Here is a 23,866-nt window from a genome sequence, read left to right on the forward strand (position 1 = left end):
CTGTTGTGATGAAAATTTCCTGCGATGAAACTGTGTGGTCAATACCTGACGTGGGAATCCTGCACGGGGCTGGCGCTTCGGCGAGGACTGCCTCTGACAGCGGAGCCCGGTAGCCGGGGGACGTTCCGCTGCTGCGTGCACGGCTGGCAGCCCCAGTCCTAGCGGGCCAGCCCGGTGACGATCAATGTGATGCCGGCGATGAGGGCCACGATCCCCAGGGCCAGGACGCCGAGCTGCAGCATGCGCAGGCGCCGCGCCCGGCCCAGGCCGGCCGTAGCCGCATCCAGGGGATCGAGCCCGTAGGCCGAATTCGCGGCCACCGGTTCTCCGCCCACGAAGTTCTCGTCGGCCTCCCCCGCGGAAATCGCCGCAGCGCTTACCGGACGTGCCGTTTCGGCCTTGGCGGCTGCTTCGGCCCGGGCCAGGACACCGGCCCGCCCGGCGGCAGGGCCCGCAGTCCCTTTGCGGGTCAGCCCGGGGCGCCGCAGTCCGGGTTTCCGTGGCGCGTCCACCCGGGGACCCGGGTTGGTCACGACCGGAACGTACGACGTGGCAGGGCGCTTCATGACGGGCCGCTCCACGCCGGGAACCTTCTCAAATTCCAGGGGTGTCACCATGGCCAGGTTGTTGGCCGTGGCAGGATCGTTGCGCGGCGCCGCCGGCTGGCTGTTCTGTTCTGCGAGCTTCTGCTTGGCGGCGGCGCGACGGTTCAGGATCGCGGCGCGCTCGGCCAGGGCGATCTGCTCGGCCAGCACGGCCGGATCGACGGCGTCGGGATCCGTGGCTGAGATGTGCTCCATCTTGGCCACTTGGTTCTTGGCCTGCTCCGCGAGGAGTTCGCGGGCGGCCAGTGCCTGTTCCACGGTCATGCCCGCGGGTGCCTTGCCGCCGGGCACGACGCCGTCCGCCGCGGGAGCCATGGGGGCCCGGGGGCCGGAGTCAGTCGGGGCGGCGTTCCTCTGTGCCGTGTCCTTTTGTGCCGCGTCCTTTTGTGCCGTGTCCTTTTGTGCCGCGTTCGCGGCTGCATCCTTCCCGGCTGCATCTTTCCGGGCCGGGGGAACCACCGGGTTGGCCCGGGTCCGGGGCGAGGCCGGAACAATCGTGTTGGCCTGGGTGGCGGGGGCGGTCTCGGTCGCGAGTTGCAGAAGCCGCAGCTGGCGCCGGGTGGGCGGCCCTCCCCCTGCCAGATGGCCTTCCTTCTCAGCCAGTTCCTTGATGGTGCGCAACGCGGCACGGTCCCGTGCCCGGACCTGCGAGGACCGCTCCGCGCCGCCAGGGACAGAGTCCACGGGAGCATCGGCCACCCGACGGTTCCGGCCGGTGATTTCGGCCTCGGTCGGCTCGCCCGGTCCGGCAGTATCCAGGCGTTCATCTCTGGCCTGCCGCAGTTCGCGGCGGCTGCGGATGGGAGGCTGTTCCTGACTCATGGCAAACTCATTCAGTGCTGGCTGGTTGGGTTATCTCAAGGGCTGGATCGTGCTGTGCTGGATCGTGCTGTGCTGGATCGCCCTGCACGGGGTCAACCCCTGCCCCGCCGTTGCGGGCGCGATGGGCCTCAGCGTGTCCGGCATCGAGGCGGACCGCATCGTGACGCGTGTGGTACAGGCCGTACTTTGCGATGTACTGGACCACTCCGTCCGGAACGAGGTACCAGACCGGGTTGCCTTCGGCCACCCGCGTGCGGCAGTCCGTGGAGGAAATAGCCATGGCCGGGACCTCCAGGAGGCTGACGTCCTTGCGGCCCATGCCGTCCAGAACGTGGCCCGGCCGGGTGACCCCCACAAAGTGGGCGAGGGACCAGAGTTCATCGATGTCTTTCCAGGACAGAATCTGGGCCAGGGCGTCCGCGCCGGTGATGAAGAAGAGATCGGCATCCGGGCGCAGGGTCCTGAGGTCGCGCAGGGTGTCAATCGTGTAGGTCGGCCCCGGACGGTCCACGTCCACCCTGCTCACGGTGAAGCGGGGATTCGAAGCCGTGGCGATGACTGTCATGAGGTACCGGTGCTCGGCCTCACTGACCTTCTTGGCCATCTTCTGCCAGGGCTGGCCGGTGGGGACGAACACGACCTCGTCGAGCTCGAACTTCGCCGCGACCTCGCTGGCCGCGACAAGGTGTCCGTGATGGATCGGATCGAACGTGCCGCCCATCACACCCAGACGCAGGCGGCGCTGGGCGCCGCGCTGCCTCATGGTGGCGGAAATATTAGTGACCTTGGCCGTGATCGTGCTTGTTCGGGTGCTGGCGGTGCGGGTCCGAGTGCTCCTCGACGGCCACGTGGCGCCTGCCCAGGTTGGAGTAGGACAGCGTGATCAACAGCAGCACGACCAGGATCGCGAACATGGTGCCGCCAATGACAAACGGCGGTGCAATGAGCGGCGCGAGTTCCTCGTGGCCTGATTCGCCAACGGCGGCGACGAAAGTGGCGATCTGCTGCGACAGCATGTTCTCCCCTAATGAGTTCAAAATTTAACAACGGCGGAGGTGTCCGCCGTTCCGGTCTTCCGTTCCATGTTACAGCGTTGCTAGCCCCGGATCTGGCCCTCGCCCTGCACGATCCACTTGGTGGTGGTCAGCTCCGTCAGTCCCATGGGGCCCCGGGCATGAAGTTTCTGGGTGGAAATCCCCACTTCGGCGCCCAGGCCGAGCTCGCCGCCGTCGGTGAAGCGCGTGGAGGCGTTCACGATCACGGCTGCCGAGTCGATTTCCGCGATGAAGCGTTCGGCGTTGGCGAGGTCATTGGTCAGGATCGCCTCGGTGTGGCCGGTCGACCACTTCCGGATGTGCCTGACGGCCTCGTCCAGGCTGTCCACCATGGCCACGGCCAGGTCCAGATCCATGTATTCGGTGGCCCAGTCCTCGTCCGTGGCCGGCACGGTTTCGATCGACGCCGGCAGTGCGGCGCGGACGCGCTGGTCAACGTGCAGCCTGACCCCGGCGGCCCGCAGGGCGGCGGCGACGGCGGGCAGGACGGTGGACTTCGAGTGCACCAGCAGCGTCTCCACTGTGTTGCACACGCTGGGCCGCTGGGTCTTGGCGTTGAGGAGGATGTCGACGGACATTTCCTCGCCGGCTGAGGCATCCAGGAAGATGTGGACGTTGCCCTCGCCGGTCTCGATGACCGGTACGGAGGAGTTCGTCACGACGGTCTGGATGAGCTCGCGGCCGCCGCGGGGAATGAGCACGTCCACGCGGCCGCGTGCCCGCATGAGGGCGTTGGCGCCGTCGCGGCCGAACTGGTCCACGGACTGGACGGCGTCGGCGGGCAGCCCCACCGATTCCAGCGCATCCCGGAGGATCGTGACGAGAGCGGCGTTCGTGGCGGCGGCTGCGGATCCGCCGCGCAGGATCACGGCGTTTCCGCTCTTGAGGGCCAGTCCGGCGATGTCGACCGTGACATTGGGGCGGGCCTCATAGATCGCAGCAATCACGCCCATGGGCACGTTGACCTGGCGGAGGCGAAGCCCGTTGGGGAGCGTCTGGCCCCGCACCACGTTTCCGACCGGGTCGGGCAGGGTAGCGAGGTTTTCCAGTGCCGCGGCGAGGGCCGTGATGCGTTGCTCGGTCAGGGTCAGGCGGTCCAGCAGGGCGGCACCGGTGCCGCTGGACCGGCCGGCCGCAACATCCTTGGCGTTGGCGGCAAGGATGTGGTTCTTGTGTTCCAGGAGCGCCTTGCCGATGGCGCGCAGGCCCCGGTCCTTCCAGGCCCGGTTGGCGTGCGCCATCTTGCGGGCCGCGTGACGGGAGCGGTCGGCGATCGCGTGAACTGCAGTTTCGACGTCCGCCGGAGTGGCCGGTGCCCCCGCGGGTGCAGGATCCGGTGCGGCGCCGAAGCCCTCGGCGGGCACGGGAGTGCCGGCCGGGACGTTAACGGCGGGCTCGGCAGCGGGCGCGGAAGCGGAAGTCAGGGCCTCAGTCATGCTTCCAGTTTAGGCGAGCAGGGGACCTAGACCAGCACCAGATCGTCAACATGAACAACTTCGCGGTCATAACCGCGGCCCAGCGACTTGCCCAGCTCCCGGGTGGAGCGGCCCAGCATTTGGGGCAGCTCGGCGGCCGAGTAGTTCACTAGTCCCCGCGCAATCACGGTGTTATCGGTGGAAACCATCTCCACGGCGTCGCCGGCCTCGAAGTTGCCCTTGACCGCGGCGATCCCGGCCGGCAACAGCGAGGTGTGGCGGTCGCGGACGGCCCTGACCGCGCCGTCGTCGAGCACCAAGGTGCCCTGTACCGACGCCAGGTGCGCCAGCCACAGGAGCCGGATGGGCTTGCGGGCGCCGTTGACCGAGAACCACGTTCCCACGTCCTCCCCCGCCAGCGCCGCTGCCGCATTGGGCGTGGACGTCACGAGGGCGTGGATGCCGGAACCCGCGGCGATGCCGGCGGCCTCGACCTTGGTGGCCATGCCGCCCGTGCCCACACCGGCCTTGCCGGCGCTGCCGATCGAGACGCCGTCGAGGTCGTGGGGGCCGGAGACGTGCGGAATCCGCTTGGCGCCGTGCGACGGCGGCCCATCGTACAGGGAGTCGACGTCGGACAGCAGGACCAGCGCGTCGGCGCGGACCAGGTGGGCCACGAGGGCGGCGAGGCGGTCGTTGTCGCCAAAGCGGATCTCGTGCGTGGCCACGGTGTCGTTTTCGTTGACCACCGGGACGACGCCGAGGTTCAGCAGCCGGTCCAGGGCGCGGAAGGCGTTGGTGTGCTGGCTGCGCCGCATGAAGTCATCCGCGGTCAGCAGCACCTGGCTGACGGTGACGCCGTGCGCGCCGAACGCGTGGGTGTACCGGGCCATCAGCAGGCCCTGGCCCACGCTGGCAGCCGCCTGCTGGGTGGCGAGGTCGCGGGGGCGCTTCTCGAGTCCCAGCGGGGCGAGGCCGGCGGCGATCGCGCCGGAGGACACCAGGATGATTTCCGTGCCGGCGTTGCGCTTGTGTGCCAGGGCGTCGGCGAGGTTTGTCAGGGCCTCTTCCGAAATCCCGCCCTTGATGGACGTCAGTGAGGACGAGCCCACCTTGACGACGATCCGGCGGGCTCCGGACAGCGCGGAGCGGTCAGGGGCCTTGAGGGCTTCGGCGTTGACGTTTTGAGCACTGATGTTGTGGGGCCTGAGCGGCTGCGACCGGTGCTCGACGACGGTCTTACTCGTCATCGGCTGCGCCCAGCCCACTCTCCTTGAGCGGTTGCCGAGCCCGGCGGCCGCTGACGGATTCGGTCCAGATGCCGGCCTTGCGTTCGGCTTCGAGTTCGGCGCGGGCGGCGGCCTTGGCGTCGCGGCGCTCCTGCTGCTCGTCGCGCTTCTGGCCGCGCGTCGGGCGGTCGCCGATGTCGGCGAAGCGCACGTCGGTGCCGCGCGGTGAGGCGAGCAGCTCGGCGCCGGCCATCATGGTCGGCTCCCAGTCGAAGACGACGCCGTCGTCCTCGCCGATGACCACCATGTCGCCGGGCTTGGCGCCCTGCTTGAACAGTTCATTTTCGACGCCGAGCTTGGCCAGGCGGTCGGCGAGGTAGCCGATCGCTTCCTCGTTGGTGAAGTCGGTCTGCTTGACCCAGCGCACGGGCTTGTCGCCGAGGACGCGGAAGAGCGGCTCAAGGTTCTTTTCCTCGCGGCGGATGGTGAAGCCGGTTTCGTTGACGGCGCGGGGGCGCAGCACGGGGGCATGCACCTTCGGCGGGGTCGCGGCGACGGCGTCGCGGGCGGCCTTGACGATTTCGGCCATGGCGAAGCCGAGCTGGCGGAGGCCCTCGTGGCTCGTCGCGGAGATCTCGAAGACCTTGTAGCCGCGGGATTCCAGTTCCGGGCGGACGAACTCGGCCATGTCCTTGCCGTCCGGCAGGTCCACCTTGTTCAGGGCCACCAGGCGGGGGCGGTGGTTCAGCGGGACCACTTCGCCGTCGGAGCCGCTGTAGCTCATGTCCACGGCGTATTTCTCCAGCTCGGCCTCGATGATGGCGAGGTCGGAGAGCGGGTCGCGGTCGGATTCGAGCGTGCCGCAGTCAAGCACGTGCACGAGGGCGGCGCAGCGCTCGACGTGGCGCAGGAAGTGGTGGCCGAGGCCCTTGCCTTCGCTGGCGCCTTCGATCAGGCCGGGAACGTCAGCAATGGTGAAGCGGACCTCACCGGCCTGGACGACGCCCAGGTTGGGGATGAGGGTGGTGAAGGGGTAATCGGCGATCTTGGGCCGGGCGGCGGACATCGCGGCGATGAGGCTGGACTTGCCGGCGGAGGGGAAGCCGACCAGGGCGATGTCCGCGATGGACTTCAGTTCCAGGACGACGTCGCTGGATTCGCCCTCGATGCCGAGCAGCGCAAAGCCCGGGGCGCGGCGCTTCTGCGAGGACAGCGCGGCGTTGCCGAGGCCGCCGATGCCCCCGGCGGCGGCGATGTATTCGTCGCCTTCTGCCACGAGGTCGGCGATGACTTCGCCGGACTTGGACTTCACTACGGTGCCCACGGGCACCGGAAGGATCAGGGTCTCGCCGTTCTTGCCGCCGCGCCAGTCGCCCATGCCGGGACCGCCGTTAGTGGCGTGCCGGTGGGGGGCGTGGTGGTAGTCCAGGAGGGTGGTGGTCTGCGGGTCGACGCGCAGGATGACGTCGCCGCCGTTGCCGCCGTTGCCGCCGTCGGGGCCGCCGAGGGGCTTGAACTTCTCGCGGTGCACGGAGACACAGCCATGGCCGCCGGTACCGCCGGATACGTGCAGTACTACCCGGTCTACAAAGCTAGCCACGTGGATCTCCTCAGTGCTGTTCCCGGACCCCAGAAAGGCCCAAGTTGATTGTAATGCGGTTAAAACACCGGTGGAGCGGACCTAATGGCCCGCCCCACCGATTTAGAACTTGTTGTTACTCTGCAGCTGCAGCAGTCACGATGTTCACAACGCGACGACCACGGCGGGTGCCGAACTCGACGGCGCCGGGGGTCAGGGCGAACAGGGTGTCGTCGCCGCCGCGGCCTACGCCGGCGCCCGGGTGGAAGTGGGTGCCGCGCTGGCGGACGATGATCTCGCCTGCGGAAACTACCTGGCCGCCGAAGCGCTTGACGCCGAGGTACTGGGCGTTGGAGTCACGACCGTTGCGAGTGGAACTCGCGCCTTTTTTATGTGCCATTTGAAATGCCTGCCTTCAAAAATTCTGGGGAATCTGCTGGAACCTGAACAGTAACGAAAGTTACTTGATACCGGTGATCTTGACCTTGGTCAATTCCTGACGGTGGCCCTGGCGCTTCTTGTAACCGGTCTTGTTCTTGAACTTCTGGATGACGATCTTCGGACCACGGAGGTCTTCGAGGATCTCAGCCGTAACCGTTACCTTGGCCAGGTCCGCAGCAGCAGACGTGACTTTGTCACCGTCCACCAGGAGCAGTGCGGGCAACTCAAAGGTGCTGCCGGCTCCACCGGGGACGCGGTTCAGGGTAACGAAGTCTCCAACGGAAACCTTCTCTTGGCGGCCGCCTGCGCGGACAATCGCGTACACCACTGGGGAACTCACTTCTCTCGACGTTTATTACTAGATTTGCGTGCGGAACCTGGGGCCAAATTGTTTGGACCGGCTCACGCTGTGCCTCAACGCCGGTGGATTCCCCGGGGGAATCCATGAGCTACCCCCGGAACAAATCCGACTGGAATTCCAAGCGGATAGTTCTCAGGGTCATAACCCAAGTGTTGGCGTAAGCACCGAAGATCTAGAATACGCTAATTTTGCCTTCGGCCGCAAATGAGGCTGGTTCCGGCGGTAGTCCGTGATAGGCGCCACAGCGTCTCGAATCCATGATCTCGACATTGTCTCAACACTTTGTCTTAACCAGGACCCCAACGCGGTGAAGCCGCCACGACTTCCGGAACCGTGCCCCACTATCCTACCGGCTGGAACGGCCCGCTGGTGTCAGGCGTGCAGCCTCGGCGCGTCGAAGAAGTCCACTTCGTAGCGCGACGACTGCCGGAAGGCCAGGGCCATGGCCTCCCGCTCGCTCGCGGATGCCCGCCGGGCCGCCGCGTCGGTGTACGCGATGGCCTGACGGGTCGCGGCGGCAAAGTCCTCGTCGGCGTACGTCCGCAGCCAGTCGGCGTAGGGGTGCGCCCCGGGTGCGCCGCCGGCCAGGAACTCCCGGTGCAGGGTGGCGCCGACTTCGGCGTAGAGCCAGAAGCACGGCAGGGCTGCCGCCACGAGCACCCCGTAGCTGCCGGACACCGAGGCGGCCAGGAGGTGGTCCACGTAGGCTTTGGTGACCGGGCCGAGGATCGGTGCCGTGGGGCGGGTGCTGAGCCAGGAGCGGTGAAGCTCGGATTCGACTTCCAGGCATGTCTGCGCCGAGCGGGCCCAGAACAGCTGCTCGGCCTCGGTGGGGGCCAGGGCGGCGGCGCGGGCCAGGACACGGGAGTAGCCGTTGAGGTAGATGGCGTCCTGGGCGAGGTAATACGCGAACTCGTGCTCGGGCAGGGTTCCGTCAGCCAGGCCGCGGATGAACTCCAGGGCGTAGATGGCCTCAAGATCGGCCGCGGCCCCTGCCCGGAGGGCTGCGGCGAACTCGCCTTCCGCCGGGCCGCGCGTGAATTCCTGCATGTGGTGGAAGTGGTGAACCGGGCCGTTCCCGGTGCCCACCTCCAGGACCGAGGCTTCGCGGAGCGCGCCCAGCAGCCACGGCTTGACCTCCCGGAGCGCCGCTTCCCAGTCCCCCACCCGGGCCTGCACGGTAGCCATGGCCGAGGACAGGGAGCAGCCGGTGCCGTGGCTGTTGCGCGTGGCGATCCGCTCCCCCGGCACCACCACGGTCTCCCGGCCCAGCAGGCCCCCGGTGTTGACCAGCGCATCCGGGCAGCCGGCGTCAGTGCCGTCCCCGTCAGTGCCGTTCCCGGCGTCGGCGCCCGGCCGTCCGTTGTGGAGGTCTCCGTTGTGGAGGTCTCCGTTCTGGGGGTCTGCGCCCTGGAGGTGCCCGCCCTTGACCAGGACGGTGGTGCCGGTCTGGGCGGCCAGCCGCTTGCCCTGTGCCAGGGCCTCCGGCCAATCGGCCGCGACGGGTTCCTTGAGCAGGATGGCAAGTTCGGCGAGGTTCGGGGTAATGAGATCCGCCAGCGGCAGGAGGGCCTGCAGGGCGGCCTCGGCCGGTTCCTGCAGGAGCCGGTCGCCGCTGGTGGCGACCATCACCGGGTCCAGGACCACGACGGCGGGGCGCGTCTTTTCCAGCCAGCTGCGGACGGCGTCGATCACCGCGGCGTCGCCGAGCATGCCGATCTTGACGGCATCGATGCCGATGTCGTCGCTGATGGCGTCCAGCTGCGCGGTGAGGAAGGCCGCGGGGGGCACGTGAACGGCACGCACGCCCTGGGTGTTTTGCGCCGTCAGGGCCGTGATGGCGGCCATGCCGTAGCCGCCGTTGGCGGCGATGCTCTTCAGGTCCGCCTGGATGCCGGCGCCGCCGGACGGGTCCGAGCCGGCGATGGCCAGCACGCGGGGAATGCGGAGCGGCGCGGCCGGGTGCGGCCCGGAGGGCGGGACGTTCGCCGGAAGGAAATTGGTCGGCAGAAATTCGCTGGACAGAAATTCGGACGGATTCGATGTTGCGGGCACGTCAGACATCCCTTCGCCGGTGCTAACCGGACAGGTTCAACGGGTCTGGATCTCAGCCGGCCCGATGCGCGGCACCCCGTGTCAGTGCTCCAGCCTATCCGTTGCGCCCGGGCTGAACCGTTAACGGCAGGGCGGGCCCGGGCCGGAGCGGACGTATGTTACGTCCGTTCCGGCCAGAACCCGCCGGCCTGCCAGCCGCAGAAGCGGCCGGCAGGGCTAGTGCTGAATCGAAGTAGTGCTCAGTCGTACAGGATTACAGCTCAGGCTTACAGCTCCGAGGCCGGCACGCCGACGCCAAGGATGATCGGCTCGTTGCCGGCCGGAGCGGCCGGCCTGGCCGCGGCAGGTGCCTTGGCTTCGTGAACCGACCCGGCCGCAGCCGGCCGCGTTGCCTCGCGATGCTCCACGGAGGTCTCGTTGGCTGCCCCCTGGGCGCGGCTGGCGCTCCGGTTGCGGCGCCCGCGGCGGCCACGCGGAGTCGCGCTGTCCGCTGCCCGGGAGGCCGGTGCCTCGGTGGTGCGCCCTGCTGCCGGTGCGGTGGCCTGCGGTGCGGCGGCGGCCGTTGCCTGGCCGGCGTCCGTCCCGGCCGGCTTGCCGGCCTCGGCGTCGCCCAGGTTGGCGAAGGCCTCGGTCAGCAGGTCCAGGGTCAGGGCCGGTGCCTGCGTGTCCTCGGCGTGCTCGACGAACGGCAGGGCCACCTGCTCGCCGCCAAACGTCAGCACGGTCGCGGGACGGCCGGCAGCTTCCTCCGTGGCGGCCAGCTTCGTGACGGCGTCGACGGCGGCCTGGCGGGCCCCCGCTTCACTGGCGGCAGCGGCTTCCCCGTCATGCAGGTGCGCGGCGTGCGCCGCGGCGGCGATGTTCGCCAGCGCGGCACGCGTGGCCTCGGCCTTGGCGTGGCGTTCGGCCTCGGTGGGCTCGTGGTGGACCGCGGCCGGCGTGGACGGCATGGTCTCCGGCCCCTGGCCTCCCCGGCCGCGGCGGCGGCTCTTGCGATCGGTGCGCGCAGCAGGCTGGGCGGCTTCGGTGCGCGGAACGTAGTGCTCGGCGGCGACCGTGTTGGCGCGGCGGTGCTCGACCGGTTCGTCGTGCGTGACGATGCCGCGGCCCGCGCAGGCTTCACACTGCTCGCCGAAGACTTCCAGCAGACCCGTGCCCATCCGCTTGCGCGTCATCTGCACGAGGCCCAGCGACGTCACCTCGGCCACCTGGTGCTTGGTGCGGTCCCGGCCCAGGCACTCCACCATGCGGCGCAGCACGAGGTCGCGGTTGGATTCGAGCACCATGTCGATGAAGTCGATCACGATGATGCCGCCGATGTCGCGCAGGCGCAGCTGCCGGACGACTTCCTCGGCCGCTTCCAGGTTGTTCTTGGTGACGGTTTCTTCGAGGTTGCCGCCGGAGCCGGTGAACTTGCCGGTGTTGACGTCCACCACCGTCATGGCCTCGGTCCGGTCGATCACGAGGGATCCGCCCGAAGGCAGGAAGACCTTCCGGTCCAGGGCCTTGTGGATCTGCTCGTCGATGCGCCAGGCAGCGAAGATGTCCGTGTCCTTGGTCCACTTCTCGAGCCGGCCCACGAGGTCAGGTGCCACGTACGTGACGTAGGCCTCGATGGTGTCCCACGCTTCCTCGCCGGAGACGATCAGCTTGGAGAAGTCCTCGTTGAAGACGTCGCGGACCACCTTGATGGTGAGGTCAGGTTCGCCGTAGAGCAGCTCGGGAGCGAGGACCTTCGTGGACTTCGACTGGCTCTCGATGCCTTCCCACTGCGCGCGCAGCCGGTTGATGTCGTGCGTCAGCTCTTCCTCGGACGCCCCTTCGGCCGCGGTGCGGACAATGACGCCCGCGTCCTCGGGCAGGCGGTCCTTGAGGATCCGCTTGAGGCGGTTGCGTTCGACGTCGGGCAGCTTGCGGGAGATGCCGGTCATGGAGCCGCCGGGAACGTACACGAGGTAGCGGCCGGGCAGCGAGATCTGGCTGGTGAGGCGGGCGCCCTTATGGCCGACCGGATCCTTGGAAACCTGGACCAGGACGGAGTCGCCGGACTTGAGCGCGTTTTCGATCCGGCGCTGCTTGCCTTCGAGGTTGACGGCGTCCCAGTTCACTTCGCCGGCGTACAGGACGGCGTTGCGGCCGCGTCCGATGTCCACGAAGGCAGCCTCCATGGAGGGCAGCACGTTCTGGACCTTGCCCAGGTACACGTTGCCGATCAGGGAATCCTGCTGGGTCTTGGACACGAAGTGCTCTGCCAGGACGCCGTCCTCGAGGACGCCGATCTGGATTCTGTCATCGCGCTGCCGGACGATCATCTGCCGGTCCACGGATTCGCGGCGGGCCAGGAACTCGGCCTCGGTGATGACGGTGCGGCGGCGGCCGGTGTCGCGGGACTCGCGCCGGCGCTGCTTCTTGGCCTCGAGCCGGGTGGAGCCCTTGACCGAGGTGACGCGGTTGTTGACCGGAGCCTCAGCCAGCGCACGCGGGGCGCGCACGCGCGTCACGGTGTTGGGCGGGTCGTCGTCTCCCCCGCCGGTGAGTTCGAGATCCTGGTCACCGCGGCGGCGGCGGCGACGGCGGCGCGAGGTCACGCCGTCCTCGAGGACGCCTTCCTGGCCTTCGTCGCCCTCTTCCTCGGAGCCTTCACCATCGGTGTCGGGCTCGGCGGAGGTGCGGATGCGGCCGCGCCGGCCGCGGCTGCGACGGCGACGGCGGCTGCCGGCGTCCTCGTCGCCCTCTTCTTCCTCGGCCTCCGCTGCTGCCGCAACGGGTGCCGGACGCACCACGGTGCTGAGGTCGGGGGCCTGGAAGATCACGGACGTGAGGGCTCCGGGTTCCATGAACAGGGACGCGGCGGGGTTTTCCGCGGGCTGGTCCCTCGGCTCTTCCGGCTGTGCCGCCGCCGGCTGTGCTTCCGCCGCGGCCTTAGCGTTCACGGCTGCTGCTTCCGCCGGGGCTTCTTCGTCGGCGGCGGCAGCTTCGGCGACTGCTTCGGTGACGGCTGCCTCGACTGCTGCCTCGCCCGGGGCCGCGGGAGCCTCCGCGGACTTCGGGGCAGCCTTCGCACGGCTGGTCCGGCGCCGGACCGGCTTCTCGGGGCCATTGTCTTTCTCGGGGCCATGGTCCGCGGCGTCATGGCCCGCGACCTGCTCGCCGGCTTCGGCCGCAGCCGCACCGGCGTCGGACGCACCGGCGTCGGGTTCTTCGGCGAAGGCCGGCAGGGGCTCCGGGGCGGCAACAGGCTTGCGGGCACGGGTGCGCCGTGCGGGTGCCTTTGCCCTGGGGGCCGCCGCTTCACTGACTACTTCACCGGCTGCTTCACCGGCTGCCGCACGGGCTTCGACGGCGACGGGTTCATCCGAGCCGGCCGCCTCGGCCAGGGCCGCGGCTTCAGCCGCGGCCTCAGCGGCTGCCGCGTCGTCGACCTTCGGGACGGGCGCCTTGCGGCGGGTCCGGACGGCCCTCTTCGGCGCTACCGGAGCTTCCGCTGCCCCATTTTCTTGCTCTTGCCCGGCAACCACTAGTTCTTCGTTACCGGCTACTACCTGGTCATTATCCATATGTGGCGACACTCCTGCCCCTGATGCGCCGCCACATTCGGCGCCCGTTGGGGCAAATATGCGTCAACACCCGCAGGCATTGACAGAAGTCAATTGGATACCCTCAGGTTCGCACCGGCAGTGGGGTGCGGCAGCCCTGGAGGGCCGGCGAGATTGTTTTGGAACCCGTTGACCTACACGCCACAACCAGGTGCCGTCCAATGGCATTGCGGGACAGCTGGAATCAGCGGATCCTCAGCTCCCTGCTCATCATTGGCGGTCTTGAAACAAAATCGCCGGACCGGAATCCGGATGTGGATCGGGTTCCAGCCACGATCATTGTCTCACAACAGCCGTCAAAGCTGGCGTAGGCGGCGCTGCGAGTGCCCAGGGAACTGCGGGACGGCAGGGGCGCGGCGTGCGCTGCGCCGTTTTGCGAGGTGGCCCGCGGCTCGTTCCGTGGCTCGCGCTGCGGCTCGTCCTGTGGCTTCTTCTGCGGCGCCACCCAGCCAGCGGAGTTACAATCGGGGCCAGAAGCACCCGACTAAAAGGACTCATATTCCATGCCCAGCATCTCCAGCACCGCCGGCGACGCGGCCGTGCACCACCCGGGTTCCGGGCCGGTTCCCGCGGACCGGTCGTTTCCCACGATGACCCGCGACCGCCCGTTCGCCTGGCTCCTGCTGATCACCGGCGTCATCGGCTGGCTCGCCTCCGGTGCCCTGGTGCTGGAGAAGCTGGAGGTCCTGAAGGACCCGAACCACGTCACGGTCTGTGACGTGAATCCGTGGATCTCCTGCGGCCAGGTCATGCAGACTCCGCAGAGTTCCGTGTTCGGGTTCCCCAACATGTTCATCGGCATTGTCGCCTTCGCGGTGATCATCACGACGGCCATGGGCATCCTGGCCGGCGCAAAATTCGCCCGGTGGTACTGGCTGGGGCTGCAGACGGGCGTGACGCTGGGCTTCGCGTTCGTGGTCTGGCTCTGGTCCCAGGCCTTGTACGCCATCCACATTCTCTGCCCGTTCTGCATGATCGTCTGGGCCGTCATGATCCCGCTGTTCGTCTGGGTGACCGTGCGCAACATCTCCCACGGCGTGATCCCGCTGCCCGCGGGCCCCACAAAGGTCCTGGGCGACGCAGGCTGGATCATCACGGCGCTGCTCTACGTCGCCGTTGTCGCCACGATCTTCTTCGCCTTCATCCAGGTGTTCATCGGGACGTCCGGCTACTGAGCGCGCAAAAGCACCATCAGTGAGAGATGAGGCAACAGTTAAGGCCAATGTTCAACATGAACATTGGCCTTAACTGTTGCCTCGGTGAGGCGCGGGTCCGGAAGCCCCGGACCGGACGTCCTAGAACCAGATCTTGATCTCGCGTTCGGCGGACTCCACGGAATCCGAGCCGTGGACCAGGTTCTGCTGCACCTTCAGGCCCCAGTCGCGGCCGAAGTCGCCGCGGATGGTGCCGGGCGCCGCCGTCGTCGGGTCCGTGGTGCCGGCGAGGGAACGGAAGCCCTCGATCACGCGGTGGCCCTCGAAGATCGCGGCGACCACAGGGCCGCTGAGCATGAATTCAACCAGCGGCTCGTAGAAGGGCTTGCCGACGTGCTCCTCGTAGTGCTGTTCCAGCAGCTCGCGGCTCGCGTGGACTTTCTTGAGCTCGGCCAGGGTGTAGCCCTTGGCTTCGATCCGGCCGAGGATGGCGCCGGACAGGTTGCGGGCGACGCCGTCGGGCTTGATCAGGACGAGGGTGCGCTCAATGCTCACAGCTGCTCCAATGTGTTGGGGTGGGGTTCGAGTCAAGTCTACGGGGTTCGGGCTACGCGTTCCGGGCACCGGCGTCGGGCCCGTTGTCGGCGCGGTGGGCCGCTTCCCATTCGGCCTGTTCGCGCTCCCGCTGGGCCGCTTCCCGGTCAATCCGGATGCCGGTCCGGATCCCGTACCACCAGGCCACGGCGAAGAGGGCGCCGACGAGGTACATGGCCGGCTCCACGATGCCGGACAGGATCAGGACGAGCTGCAGGATCCAGCCCAGGGCCACTCCCCACGGTTTCGACAGGACCGCGCAGGTGAAGACGAACACGAGGCACAGTCCGATCCCCACTGAGAAGACCACGGCCGGCGGAAATTCGTTCCGGTGCAGTCCGAAGACGGCCAGCGTGCCGAAGAGCACCACGAACGCTTCCAGCAGCAGGACCGTTGAGGCGAACATGACCTTGGTGGAGCGCCGCTTTTTGGGCATGCCCGGGCGCCATTCGCGCTGGGCTTTGGTGAGTCTGGCCATCGCTTACGCGTCCGCCTTTCCGAGCAGGATCCGGGCATCGGCAACGAGCGTGATGGAACCGGTCACAAGGACCCCGCCGGCGGGCTCGTCATCGGCCTCGGCGCGTTCCACGGCCCATTCGATGGCGTCGTCAAGCTTCTCCGCGACATGGATGTTCTCCTCGCCGAAGCCCAGGTCGGCCGCGATCTCGGCCAGGTCCTCGGCCGGGACGGCCCGGGGCGAGTTGGACTGGGTGAAGCAGTATTCGGTGGCGAGGCCGCCCAGGGATTCCTTGAGCTGGCGGAGGATCTCCTCCGCATCCTTTTCCCGCAGGACGCCGACCACCACCACGAGCTTGGTGAAGTTGAAGGCCTCGTGGATGGCCTCGGCGGAAACCCGGATGCCTGCCGGGTTGTGTGCGGCGTCCACGATGATGGTCGGCGCGGTGCGGACCACCTCGAGCCGGCCCGGGGACGTGACGGAGGCGAAGGCCTCCTGCAGGATCTCGGCGTCGATCGCTTTCTCCCCGCCGAAGAACGCCTCCAGCGCGGCGATCGCGACGGCGGCGTTCTCGGCCTGGTGCGCGCCGTGCAGCGGCACCAGCAGGTCCTCGTAGCGGCCGGCGATGCCCTGGATGGTGACCATCTGGCCGCCCACCGCGACAGTGCGGTTTTCGACGCCGAACTCCACGCCCTCGAAGCGGAACGGCACGTTGAGCTCTTTGGCCTTCTCCAGCAGGACCTGGGCCGCGTCGACCGGCTGCGCCGCGCTGATGAGGAAGCCGCCGGGCTTGATGATGCCGGCCTTCTCGTAGGCGATGTCCCCGGTGGTGTCGCCCAGCAGGTCCGTGTGGTCCAGGGAGATCGGGGTGACCACGGAGACCTGGCCGTCGCCGACGTTCGTGGCATCCGTGATGCCGCCCAGGCCAACCTCGATCACGGCGACGTTGACCGGCTGGTCCGCGAACACCGCGAAGCCCAGGATGGTCAGGCACTCGAAGTAGGTCAGCCGGGGCTGGCCCTGGGCCTCGAGTTCGCTGTCCACGATCTGCAGGTAGGGCCGGATCTCGTCCCAGATCCGCACGAAGGTCTCGTCCGGCACCGGGGCGCCGTCGATACTGATCCGTTCGGTGACCTTGGACAGGTGCGGACTCGTGTAGCGGCCGGTGCTCAGGCCGTGGGCGCGGAGTCCGGCCTCGATCATCCGGGCCGTGGACGTCTTGCCGTTGGTCCCGGTGACGTGGATGATCGGGAACGCCTTATTCGGCTCCCCCAGGATCTCCATGGCCCGGTACAGCGGGGCGAGCCGCGGCTCCATCTTGTTTTCCGGGGCCCGGCCCAGGAGCTCGGCGTAGACGCTTTCTACGGAGAATTCGTCGGTCATGGCTTAAGCTCCAACTTTCTCAAGTATTACGGAAACGGAGCGACCGCCTGGGAGTACAGAGTCCAGTCCGCCCCACGGATTGGTGAGGCTAGGTTCCATTTCGCCGGGCTCGCCAGGAAGCTGGCTTTCGAATTTCGCGAGGTCCATGTTGGCACCTCCGCCGAACTTCCACACGAGCTCGTCGGCCAGCGTAGCCGTCTTGATCAGTTGCCCGTGAACAGCGATTGAATCTCCGATGCTTTGATCACCCAGCACGGTGACGTTTATGCGGTCGCTGACGTATAGCTCCCTCTTGCGGCGAGTCTCTTGGATTACTCGGATTACGTCCCGCGCAGTTCCTTCGGCTTCCAGTTCGGGGGTGACCTCGGTGTTGAGCACCACGAAGCCGCCTCCGGGGAGCACTGCGGCCGCGCGTGATCCTTCGCCTGCTGCGGCCTCGGCCACGACGGTTTCGAGCGTGTATTCCTGCGGCTCGAGCTCGAGGCCGCCGGCGGTGACCACGCCGGCTTCGCTGATGGACCAGTCGCCGGATTTGGAGCCCTTGATGGCCTGCTGGACGTTCTTGCCCAGACGCGGGCCGGCGGCCCGGGCGTTGACCACGAGCTTCTGCTCAATGCCGAACTCCTCCGGGGAGGCGTTCCCGGCGTCGAGCAGGCGAACCGAGCGCAGGTTCAGTTCATCGGCGACGACGGCGGCGAAGCCTCCCAGCGCGTCCGCGCCGGGTGCCACGACGGTGAGTTCCTGCAGCGGCAGGCGCACGCGGAGGTTCGCGGCCTTGCGCAGCGAGGAGCCGGTGGAGCAGATCTGCTGCACCCGGTCCATCGCCTCGACCAGGTCAGCGTTGGCCGGGAACAGCCCAGCGTCCGGCCAGTCGGCCAGGTGCACGGAGCGGCCGCCGGTAAGGCCGCGCCAGATCTCCTCGGAGACCAGCGGCAGCAGGGACGCAGCCACGCGGCAGACGGTCTCCAGGGCGGTGTAGAGCGCGTCGAAGGCGTCGACGTTCTCGTCGAAGAAGCGCTGGCGGCTGCGGCGGACGTACCAGTTGGTGAGCATGTCCAGGTAGCCGCGCAGTTCGTCGCAGGCACCGGAGATGTCGTAGCCGTCCAGCTGGGCGGTCATGTTCCGGACCAGGTCGCCGGTGTTGGCCATCAGGTACTGGTCCAGGGTGTCGGCGTAGCCGTCGTAGCGCAGCTTCGCGTCATAGCCCTTCGCTTGTCCACCGGTTCCACCGGCTGCGTTGGTGTACAGCGTGAAGAAGCTGTACACGTTCCACAGCGGCAGGATGACCTGGCGGACGCCGTCGCGGATTCCCTGCTCGGTGACCACGAGGTTGCCGCCGCGCAGGATCGGGCTGGACATCAGGAACCAGCGCATGGCGTCGGAGCCGTCGCGGTCCAGGACCTCGGAGACGTCCGGGTAGTTGCGCAGGCTCTTGGACATCTTTTGCCCGTCGGAGCCCAGGACGATGCCATGGCTGATGACGTTGCGGAAGGCCGGCCGGTCGAACAGCGCGGTGGAAAGGATGTGCAGCATGTAGAACCAGCCGCGGGTCTGGCCGATGTACTCGACGATGAAGTCCGCCGGGTTGTGGGTGTCGAACCATTCCTCGTTCTGGAACGGGTAGTGCACCTGGCCGTAGGGCATGGAGCCGGAGTCGAACCAGACGTCCAGGACGTCCTCGACGCGGCGCATCACGGACTGGCCTTCCTCCGGGGTGCGGGGGTCATCCGGGTTCGGGCGGGTGAGCTCGTCGATGAACGGGCGGTGCAGGTCCACCTGGCCGTCGTTGTTCAGCGGCAGGCGGCCGAAGTCGGCCTCGATCTCGGCGAGGGAGCCGTAGACGTCGGTGCGCGGGTAGTCCGGGTCCGTGGACTGCCAGACCGGGATGGGGCTGCCCCAGTAGCGGTTGCGGCTGATGGACCAGTCGCGGGCGTTGGCGAGCCACTTGCCGAACTGGCCGTCCTTGACGTTGCCGGGGATCCAGTTGATCTCCTGGTTCAGTTCGGACATCCGGTCCTTGAACTTGGTGACCTCGACGTACCAGGAGGACACGGCGCGGTAGATCAGCGGGTTGCGGCAGCGCCAGCAGTGCGGGTAGCTGTGCTCGTAGCTGGCCTGGCGGACCAGGCGGCCCTGGGCGCGGAGCACCTGGGTGATGGGCTTGTTGGCCTCGAACACCTGCAGCCCGGCGATGTCGGCGAGGTCGCCGTGACCGAAGAGCGGCAGGAACTTGGCGCCCTCGTCCACCGAGAGGACCACGGGGATGCCGGCCTCTTCACAGACCTTCTGGTCGTCTTCACCGTAGGCGGGGGCCTGGTGGACGATGCCGGTGCCGTCGGTGGTGGTGACGTAGTCGGCCACGAGGAAGCGCCAGGCGTTCTCGGTGCCGTACTTCTCGGCGTCGTGGAAGTAGTCCCAGAGCGGCTCGTAGCCCAGGCCCTCGAGCTCGGCGCCGGTGTGGCGGGAGGTGACGGCAGCCTCAGCGGCGGCCGCGCCCTCGGCGCCGTCGCCGTAGCCGAGGTCCTTGGCATAGGTGCCCAGGAGGTCCGCGGCGAGCAGGAAGCTGCCCGTGACGGGGGCATCGGCCGCGGCGGCCTTGATGCCGTGCGGGCCGGCCGGCAGGACCACGTAGCTGATGGCGGGCCCGACGGCGAGCGCGAGGTTCGTGGGCAGCGTCCAGGGCGTGGTGGTCCAGGCGAGCGCCTGCACCCCGGCGAGCTGCCTGGACAGCTCCGACTCTCCTGCCGTGATGGGGAAGGTGACGGTGACGGTCTGGTCCTGGCGGTTCTTGTAGACGTCATCGTCCATGCGCAGCTCATGGTTGGACAGCGGCGTCTCGTCCTTCCAGCAGTACGGCAGGACGCGGTATCCGTTGTAGGTCAGGCCCTTTTCGTGGAGCTGCTTGAAGGCCCAGAGCACGGACTCCATGTACTCGACGTTGAGAGTCTTGTAGTCGTTCTCGAAGTCCACCCAGCGCGCCTGGCGGGTGACGTAGCTTTTCCACTCGTCGGCGTACTTCATGACGGAGGCACGGCAGGCGTCGTTGAACTTGTCGATGCCCATGGCCTCGATCTGGGTCTTGTCCGTCATGCCCAGCTGCTTCATGGCTTCCAGCTCGGCGGGCAGGCCGTGCGTGTCCCAGCCGAAGCGGCGCTCCACGCGGCGGCCGCGCTGGGTCTGGTACCGGCCCACGAGGTCCTTTGCGTAGCCGGTCAGGAGGTGGCCGTAGTGCGGCAGGCCGTTGGCGAAGGGCGGGCCGTCGTAGAACACGAATTCGTTGCTGCCGGGCTGTCCGCCGGGGAGGTCAGAATCCCGCTGGTCGATGCTGGCCTGGAAGGTGCCGTCCTGGTCCCAGTACTTGAGGATGCGCTCTTCGATCTCCGGGAACTTCACGGAGGCCGACACACCGGAGGCGGTGGAGGCAGAGGTGGTGGAGCCGGCGCCTGCGGCGGAGGCCTTGGGGTAATAAGTCATCTCGACATCCTGGGTTGAGCGGTGAACACATGTATTCATTCAGGATGCGAGGACGGCTCCTGCACTGTCTTGCGACAGCACCGGCACCGCGGTACCACCTCACTTACCGCCACCGGATGTGCACCTTTTCGGGAAAGGGGCTGCACCGGCGTCGGCCGCTCATTACTGCTGTGACGGGCTTACCCGTCCGGTTCTACTGGCCGAGGCGCACGTGGCGACTGAGTCTCCACCGCACGCGAGGGTGTTCTTCCGGAAGCTCACCGGTGATGGCCGGGTCAAAGCTGCTAAGTCGATGGTACCGGAGAAAATACGGCGTTTCACAGCGCACCAAAGTCCGCTGCCAGGGGCGACGCCGGCGCCCCGGCTGCATAGACTGCTGCCATGAACGTCCCCCGGCCGTTTCGGGCCCACCCGTGAAGCGCCGCAGCCCGAGCCGCCGCTGGCAGGTGTCCTCGGCCCTGTGCGCCGCGCCGGTGGCGGTGGTGTCCGTCTTCCGGGCCGTCCCGGTGCCGTGGCCGGCACCCGTGGTGCAGCTCGTGGCCTTCACGCCCTGGTTCGTGCTTCCTGCCGGTGCGGCCCTCCTGCTGGCGCTGCCGGCACGGCGCCCCTGGGCGGCGCTCCCGGCCGGCGCCCTTCTGGCCCTCCAGCTGCTGTGGCTGTTCCCGCCGGACCGGGTGGCGGACAGGTTCCTGGCAGGGCAGGCTGATCCGCCGCAGGGCGAGGAACAGGCCTCGGGCCGGGAACACGGCACGCGGCAGGGCACAGGCCAGCTGCCCGCCGCCGAGCTGAAGGTCATGACGCTCAACGCGTGGAAGGGCCAGGCGGACGCCGCGGACGTGGTCCGCCTGGTGCGCGAGAACGGCGTCGAACTGCTTGCCGTCCAGGAGCTCTCGCCCGCCCTGGAAAGACGGCTGGATGCCCAGGGGCTGGGCACGCTCCTTCCGCACCGGGTCAGCCGGGCGGTTGACGGCGCGGGCGGCGGCGGCGTCTACTCCTCCCGCCCGATCGCTCCGCTGGACTCCGTGGACGGTTCCGCCTTCCATATGCCCACTGTTCGGGTGGACCTTGGCACCGGTCTGAACACGGATCCGGGCGTTGAAGCGGGCGGGGATCCGGGCGCCGGCGGCGGCCGGCCGGTCTCCCTCACCGTGACCAACGTGCACACCAAGGCTCCGGTGTGGGGCCGGTCCGGGCAGTGGCGGAGCGAACTCGCGGCCCTGGGGCGCGTCGCGGCCCGCCCGGGAAACGTGCTGCTGCTGGGCGACTTCAATGCCACCCTGGACCACGCCGAGTTCCGCCAGATGCTGGCCGGCGGCCCCGGGGGGAACGTCCCCGGCGGCCCCCTCGTCGACGCCGGGGCCGCGGCTTTGGCGCGTCTGGTTCCGACATGGCCCCAGGCCGGCCCGCCGCTGCCGGGCGTGGTGATCGACCACGTCGTGACCAGCCCGCAGGTGCCCACCCGCGGCTATGCGGTAGTGCCCGTGGCGGGCTCGGACCACGCCGCGGTACTGGCCACGCTGACCGTGCCGGCCGGCGGCTGAGCTCCGCGCCCAAAAGATCGCCGCGCCACCCGCCCTGGCCAACAGCGCACAAGGTGGGTGGGCGCCGCGGCACCCCACCCTCCCCCGTGGCCGGCCCGGGCTCAGTGACCGGGTTCGAGCTCGAAACTGTGCGGCAGCTTCATGCCGGACTCGGTCATCATGTCCCGCAGGCGGTCCGGGTAATCCGTGATCAGCCCGTCCACGCCGGCGCCGATAAGCGCCCGCATTGTGGGCTTGTCATCAACGGTCCACGGGATGACCTGCATGCCTGCCGCGTGGGCACGCCGGACCATCTCGGCGGTGACGTAGGGAACGCAGTCCGGATCGGTCACGGCGCCGTTCCGCGGCGTGCCGTGCACGGAGAGATGGCGTCGAAGCCAAGCCAGGAGGCTGCCGCGACGAGGTCACCGCCGACGTCGTCGGCGTCGATTCCGCCGAGCCACGGCGATTTGCCGGGCTGGCCCGCCTGGAGGAAGTCCTTGTGGGTCAAGGCCACGGTGCGGATCTGGGGAGCACGCTGTTGGACCAGGCGCAACGAACCCCAGTCGAAGCTTTCACTTCAGACACGGCCCTGCATATGGGCCGCCATAATTTCGCGGAGTGCGGCGTCGACGCGCTGCTCGCGCGGTGCCGTCTCCTCTGGCGCGCCGGCCTCCACTTTGGTTTCGATGTTGAACTTCACCGGTGCGGCCCGGTAGGCGTCAGCCAACCCGAAGACCTCGGCCAACGTGGGCATCCTGAGCGCCGCACCACGCCACGATGAACGTCCGGTGTCGCCGGCGGACGTTCCGGCCCCCGCACCTGGCCCTGAGCCCTACGGGCTTTTGCGGATCACCTTGAAGTTGGAGGCCTGGGCGACCGGGCGGATCACAATCTCGTCCAGGTTGACGTGGTGCGGGGCGGAGACGGCGTAGCGGACCACGTCCGCGACGTCCCCGGCGGTGAGCGGCTTCTCGACGCCCGCGTAGACTTTGGCGGCCGCGTCCTGGTCCCCGAGGCGGTTGAGCGCAAACTCTTCGGTGTAGACCATGCCGGGGGCCACCTCGATCACGCGGACATTGTGTTCGGCCTCTTCGAGCCGCAGGGCGCCGGTCAGGGCATGCTGGGCGAACTTGGCCGCGTTGTAGCCGCCGCCGCCCTCATAGGCCGAGTATCCGGCGGTGGAGGTCAGGTTCAGCACGGTGCCCTCGCCGCAGGCCCGCAGCATGGGCAGGAACGCGCGGATCAGCTTCATGCTGCCGAGCACGTTGACCTGGTACATCCATTCCCAGTCATCGGTCTTCGCGTCGGCCACCTTGTCGGCGCCGCGGGCGCCGCCGGCGATGTTGATCAGGGTGTCGATGCCGCCTGCCCGCGTCACCTGGTCGAGCAGCCGGGTCACATCGGCGTCGTCGGTCACATCGGCGGGAAGCGCGACGGCGCCGGTTTCGGCGGCCAGCGCTTCGAGCCGGTCGGCGCGGCGGGCGACGGCGAACACGGTCCAGCCTTCCTTACGGAGCGCACGGACGGTAGCCTCGCCGATTCCGGTGCTGGCGCCGGTGACGACTGCAGTCTTGACTCCTGCTGCGGTGGCTTCCGCTCCAGTGCCTTCTTCTGTGGTGGCTTCTGCTGCGTTGTTGCCTTTTACGTTGTTGCCGATTCCCTCAGTCATGGCACCACAGTAACGGCAATGCCGGGCTCATTTCCTTTCGTGGTGCAGGAACTCCTGCAGCACCCGCGCGTGGTTGGTCCCCGGGTCCCGCGCGCCGTAAAGCAGCGTCACTTTCCCGTGCTCCGCCGCGAGGCCGTACAGCGTCTGCACGGCCGGATTGGTGTCCAGCTCCGCTTCGTAGGCCGCGCGGAAGTCCGCAAACCGTTCCTGCATGTGCGCGAACTCCTTGCGCAGCGGCGGGGACGGCGCCACATCCTTGAGCCAGAGCACCAGCCGGGCCCGTTCCTTGCTCACGCCCCGCGGCCAGAGCCGGTCCACCAGAACCCGGCAGCCGTCGTCGTCGGAAGGGGCGTCATAGACGCGCTTGATCGCGAAGATTCCGGCCGAACTTCCCGGCGAATTGTCCATCTGCGCATGCTACTGCAGGTCAGCCCTGCGTGCCGTGGAAGAATTG

Annotated in this window: 21 protein-coding genes and 1 riboswitch; of the genes, 2 read left to right on the forward strand and 19 right to left on the reverse strand. The window is 68.3% G+C overall.

The genetic code is table 11. The features are described from left to right. Positions 1-158: 158 nt before the first annotated feature. The 10 genes from LDO15_RS13365 to LDO15_RS13410 form a co-directional block, all read right to left on the reverse strand. On the reverse strand, positions 159-1,427 hold the full coding sequence (locus LDO15_RS13365; RefSeq protein ID WP_223979428.1) for a hypothetical protein: 1,269 nt from the start codon (positions 1,425-1,427) through the stop codon (positions 159-161). Between the two features lie 7 nt (positions 1,428-1,434). Then, entirely contained in the window at positions 1,435-2,148 is a 714-nt protein-coding gene (gene nadD, locus LDO15_RS13370) for a nicotinate-nucleotide adenylyltransferase (protein ID WP_263428396.1), read from the reverse strand. A gap of 55 nt (positions 2,149-2,203) precedes the next feature. Further along, positions 2,204-2,443 carry a hypothetical protein gene (locus tag LDO15_RS13375; protein WP_223979430.1) on the reverse strand — a complete coding sequence of 80 codons (240 nt, stop codon included), beginning with the start codon at positions 2,441-2,443 and terminating at the stop codon, positions 2,204-2,206. Between the two features lie 80 nt (positions 2,444-2,523). Then, entirely contained in the window at positions 2,524-3,918 is a 1,395-nt protein-coding gene (locus tag LDO15_RS13380) for a glutamate-5-semialdehyde dehydrogenase (protein WP_223979431.1), read from the reverse strand. 26 nt (positions 3,919-3,944) lie between these two features. Beyond that, positions 3,945-5,093, reverse strand: a complete 1,149-nt coding sequence (gene proB / locus LDO15_RS13385; protein WP_223987370.1) for a glutamate 5-kinase — start codon at positions 5,091-5,093, stop codon at positions 3,945-3,947. A 43-nt stretch (positions 5,094-5,136) separates the two neighbouring features. Beyond that, the gene (gene obgE / locus LDO15_RS13390; RefSeq protein WP_223979432.1) at positions 5,137-6,726 is read right to left on the reverse strand and encodes a GTPase ObgE; all 1,590 of its coding nucleotides are present in this window, start codon (positions 6,724-6,726) and stop codon (positions 5,137-5,139) included. A gap of 115 nt (positions 6,727-6,841) precedes the next feature. Further along, the gene (gene rpmA, locus LDO15_RS13395; protein ID WP_120949928.1) at positions 6,842-7,105 is read right to left on the reverse strand and encodes a 50S ribosomal protein L27; all 264 of its coding nucleotides are present in this window, start codon (positions 7,103-7,105) and stop codon (positions 6,842-6,844) included. A gap of 60 nt (positions 7,106-7,165) precedes the next feature. After that, positions 7,166-7,474, reverse strand: coding sequence for a 50S ribosomal protein L21 (gene rplU, locus LDO15_RS13400; RefSeq protein WP_018773353.1), 309 nt, complete (start codon positions 7,472-7,474; stop codon positions 7,166-7,168). 405 nt (positions 7,475-7,879) lie between these two features. After that, entirely contained in the window at positions 7,880-9,451 is a 1,572-nt protein-coding gene (locus LDO15_RS13405; protein WP_223987373.1) for a bifunctional hydroxymethylpyrimidine kinase/phosphomethylpyrimidine kinase, read from the reverse strand. 102 nt (positions 9,452-9,553) lie between these two features. After that, a riboswitch (TPP riboswitch) is annotated at positions 9,554-9,651 on the reverse strand. 177 nt (positions 9,652-9,828) lie between these two features. After that, positions 9,829-13,119, reverse strand: a complete 3,291-nt coding sequence (locus tag LDO15_RS13410) for an Rne/Rng family ribonuclease (RefSeq protein WP_223979433.1) — start codon at positions 13,117-13,119, stop codon at positions 9,829-9,831. A 542-nt stretch (positions 13,120-13,661) separates the two neighbouring features. Between LDO15_RS13410 and LDO15_RS13415 the strand changes: the two genes are divergently transcribed. Then, positions 13,662-14,333 carry a vitamin K epoxide reductase family protein gene (locus LDO15_RS13415; protein ID WP_223979434.1) on the forward strand — a complete coding sequence of 224 codons (672 nt, stop codon included), beginning with the start codon at positions 13,662-13,664 and terminating at the stop codon, positions 14,331-14,333. 120 nt (positions 14,334-14,453) lie between these two features. Here LDO15_RS13415 and ndk read toward each other — a convergent pair whose 3' ends face one another. From ndk to ileS, 4 genes are read right to left on the reverse strand one after another with little or no spacing between them, the layout of a single operon-like run. Further along, positions 14,454-14,867 (reverse strand): nucleoside-diphosphate kinase, encoded by a 414-nt coding sequence (ndk, locus tag LDO15_RS13420; RefSeq protein ID WP_223979437.1) that lies wholly within the window; start codon positions 14,865-14,867, stop codon positions 14,454-14,456. 52 nt (positions 14,868-14,919) lie between these two features. Next, complete coding sequence (locus LDO15_RS13425) at positions 14,920-15,384, reverse strand: DUF4233 domain-containing protein (RefSeq protein ID WP_223979438.1); 465 nt, start codon at positions 15,382-15,384, stop codon at positions 14,920-14,922. A gap of 3 nt (positions 15,385-15,387) precedes the next feature. Continuing rightward, positions 15,388-16,746, reverse strand: a complete 1,359-nt coding sequence (locus LDO15_RS13430) for a folylpolyglutamate synthase/dihydrofolate synthase family protein (protein WP_223979440.1) — start codon at positions 16,744-16,746, stop codon at positions 15,388-15,390. A gap of 3 nt (positions 16,747-16,749) precedes the next feature. Continuing rightward, positions 16,750-20,220, reverse strand: coding sequence for an isoleucine--tRNA ligase (gene ileS / locus LDO15_RS13435; protein ID WP_223979442.1), 3,471 nt, complete (start codon positions 20,218-20,220; stop codon positions 16,750-16,752). A gap of 413 nt (positions 20,221-20,633) precedes the next feature. On the opposite strand from ileS, the gene LDO15_RS13440 reads away from it, so the two are divergent. Then, positions 20,634-21,761, forward strand: coding sequence for an endonuclease/exonuclease/phosphatase family protein (locus LDO15_RS13440; RefSeq protein WP_223979444.1), 1,128 nt, complete (start codon positions 20,634-20,636; stop codon positions 21,759-21,761). Between the two features lie 101 nt (positions 21,762-21,862). Here LDO15_RS13440 and LDO15_RS13445 read toward each other — a convergent pair whose 3' ends face one another. The 5 genes from LDO15_RS13445 to LDO15_RS13465 all read right to left on the reverse strand — a co-directional run bounded on the left by LDO15_RS13445 (position 21,863) and on the right by LDO15_RS13465 (position 23,820). Further along, positions 21,863-22,093, reverse strand: a complete 231-nt coding sequence (locus LDO15_RS13445) for a glycerophosphodiester phosphodiesterase family protein (RefSeq protein WP_223979446.1) — start codon at positions 22,091-22,093, stop codon at positions 21,863-21,865. Next, positions 22,090-22,257 carry a hypothetical protein gene (locus tag LDO15_RS13450; protein ID WP_223979448.1) on the reverse strand — a complete coding sequence of 56 codons (168 nt, stop codon included), beginning with the start codon at positions 22,255-22,257 and terminating at the stop codon, positions 22,090-22,092. Before LDO15_RS13450 ends, LDO15_RS13445 begins: the two co-directional genes overlap by 4 nt. Before the next feature lie 63 nt (positions 22,258-22,320). Continuing rightward, positions 22,321-22,497: a hypothetical protein gene (locus LDO15_RS13455; RefSeq protein WP_223979450.1), complete on the reverse strand. Its 177-nt coding sequence runs from the start codon at positions 22,495-22,497 to the stop codon at positions 22,321-22,323. Between the two features lie 78 nt (positions 22,498-22,575). Continuing rightward, the gene (locus LDO15_RS13460) at positions 22,576-23,412 is read right to left on the reverse strand and encodes an SDR family oxidoreductase (RefSeq protein WP_223979452.1); all 837 of its coding nucleotides are present in this window, start codon (positions 23,410-23,412) and stop codon (positions 22,576-22,578) included. 27 nt (positions 23,413-23,439) lie between these two features. Beyond that, the gene (locus LDO15_RS13465; protein ID WP_223979454.1) at positions 23,440-23,820 is read right to left on the reverse strand and encodes a DUF488 family protein; all 381 of its coding nucleotides are present in this window, start codon (positions 23,818-23,820) and stop codon (positions 23,440-23,442) included. Positions 23,821-23,866 lie beyond the last annotated feature (46 nt).

Source organism: Arthrobacter sp. NicSoilB8 (genome assembly GCF_019977355.1).
In the GTDB taxonomy this organism is placed as follows: domain Bacteria; phylum Actinomycetota; class Actinomycetes; order Actinomycetales; family Micrococcaceae; genus Arthrobacter.

Bases quoted from the DNA above. Each gene is read 5' to 3' on its own strand.
- LDO15_RS13365 (WP_223979428.1), bottom strand. From the start codon at position 1,427: ATGAGTCAGGAACAGCCTCCCATCCGCAGCCGCCGCGAACTGCGGCAG.
- nadD (WP_263428396.1), bottom strand. From the start codon at position 2,148: ATGGGCGGCACGTTCGATCCGATCCATCACGGACACCTTGTCGCGGCC.
- LDO15_RS13375 (WP_223979430.1), bottom strand. From the start codon at position 2,443: ATGCTGTCGCAGCAGATCGCCACTTTCGTCGCCGCCGTTGGCGAATCA.
- LDO15_RS13380 (WP_223979431.1), bottom strand. From the start codon at position 3,918: ATGACTGAGGCCCTGACTTCCGCTTCCGCGCCCGCTGCCGAGCCCGCC.
- rpmA (WP_120949928.1), bottom strand. From the start codon at position 7,105: ATGGCACATAAAAAAGGCGCGAGTTCCACTCGCAACGGTCGTGACTCC.
- LDO15_RS13410 (WP_223979433.1), bottom strand. From the start codon at position 13,119: ATGGATAATGACCAGGTAGTAGCCGGTAACGAAGAACTAGTGGTTGCC.
- LDO15_RS13415 (WP_223979434.1), top strand. From the start codon at position 13,662: ATGCCCAGCATCTCCAGCACCGCCGGCGACGCGGCCGTGCACCACCCG.
- LDO15_RS13425 (WP_223979438.1), bottom strand. From the start codon at position 15,384: ATGGCCAGACTCACCAAAGCCCAGCGCGAATGGCGCCCGGGCATGCCC.
- LDO15_RS13430 (WP_223979440.1), bottom strand. From the start codon at position 16,746: ATGACCGACGAATTCTCCGTAGAAAGCGTCTACGCCGAGCTCCTGGGC.
- ileS (WP_223979442.1), bottom strand. From the start codon at position 20,220: ATGACTTATTACCCCAAGGCCTCCGCCGCAGGCGCCGGCTCCACCACC.
- LDO15_RS13455 (WP_223979450.1), bottom strand. From the start codon at position 22,497: ATGCCCACGTTGGCCGAGGTCTTCGGGTTGGCTGACGCCTACCGGGCC.
- LDO15_RS13460 (WP_223979452.1), bottom strand. From the start codon at position 23,412: ATGACTGAGGGAATCGGCAACAACGTAAAAGGCAACAACGCAGCAGAA.
- LDO15_RS13465 (WP_223979454.1), bottom strand. From the start codon at position 23,820: ATGGACAATTCGCCGGGAAGTTCGGCCGGAATCTTCGCGATCAAGCGC.